The organism is Streptomyces sp. 13-12-16, assembly GCF_002114215.1.
GTDB lineage: Bacteria > Actinomycetota > Actinomycetes > Streptomycetales > Streptomycetaceae > Streptomyces.
In genome coordinates this window covers 1-1,050 of the sequence record NZ_NCTE01001320.1, presented here as the reverse complement: position 1 = coordinate 1,050, position 1,050 = coordinate 1, and the positions used below count along the sequence as shown (strand labels likewise).

1 protein-coding gene is annotated in these 1,050 nt (G+C 76.6%); it reads right to left on the bottom strand.

The annotated features are described in order from the left end of the window. Positions 1-1,050 (bottom strand): hypothetical protein (locus B7767_RS40430; protein ID WP_085576261.1); only part of this gene is annotated, 1,050 nt, incomplete at both ends.

Genomic DNA, 1,050 nt, shown 5'->3' with positions numbered 1-1,050 from the left:
CGATGCAGTAACGGGCCTCGCTCCCCGCCGGGGCACCGCAGTCGCCGCAGCACGGACCCGGCCGGGCGCCGAGGGCGACGGCCGGGGGGCCGCCGGGACGGGACCCGGCGCGCAGGATCATCGGGCCGAGGGTACCGGCGTCGACGGCGCGCAGCCGGACCCGACCCTCGGCCGCGTCCTCGATGTGGGCGACCGCGAGGATCTCGTCCAGCACCCAGTCCGTGCCGAACCGCACCGCCAGCCGGGCGGCCTCCCCCAGCAGGTCCTTCGCGGTGTCGCGCCGGTCTTCCCGGAGGGCGATGAGCCCCTGGCGCAGCGCCTTGCGCATCCTGGCGGCGGCGTTGAGGGTGCGCACGCTGTCGGCGCCCGCCGGGGTGTGCGGCGGGGACTGCCCGGGGAGGTGCCAGCGGGCGGTGACGGGCGCGTGGACGTCACCGATGGAGACCATGGCGAACTGCAGCTCGGTCTCCAGCGGGTCGCCGTCGGAGTCGGCGACCAGGGTGAGCAGGTAGTCGCGTCCGCCCTGCTCCCACTGGTAGGTCGGGAAGCTCCAGCAGTGCGGCCGGCCGGGCTCGGGCAGCCCGCCGAGGCGGTGCGGCCGGGGCGCCTTCTCGCTGAGCGAGACCTGGCGCACGGAGGGCCGTACCGTCACCTCGATCGGCAGCTGGGGGGTGTGCACCCGGCGCAGCCGCTGGATGGCGGCGGTGATCGCACGGCCGAGCCCGTCGTCCACGAACTGGGCCGTGCCGTGCAGCCGTTCGGCGAGGGTGAGCAGCGGGTCGGGGGCCCAGTCCGAGCCCACGGCGAACACATCACAGGTGAACTGCCCTGCGCAGGCCTCCAGTTCCTCCTCCAGCCGGTGCTCGGCGGTGGCGCCGGCGCTGCTGCCGTCGGTGATCAGCACCAGATGGCGTACGGACACCGGCCGGCCGGCGAGCAGGGCGCGCGCCCCGGCCACCCAGGCGGCGTAGCCCGCGGGACGCGGCCCCTCCCGGTGCAGCGGGAGCGAACCCGCGACGAAGGCGGCCCGGCGCCTCGCGTCCCGGTCGG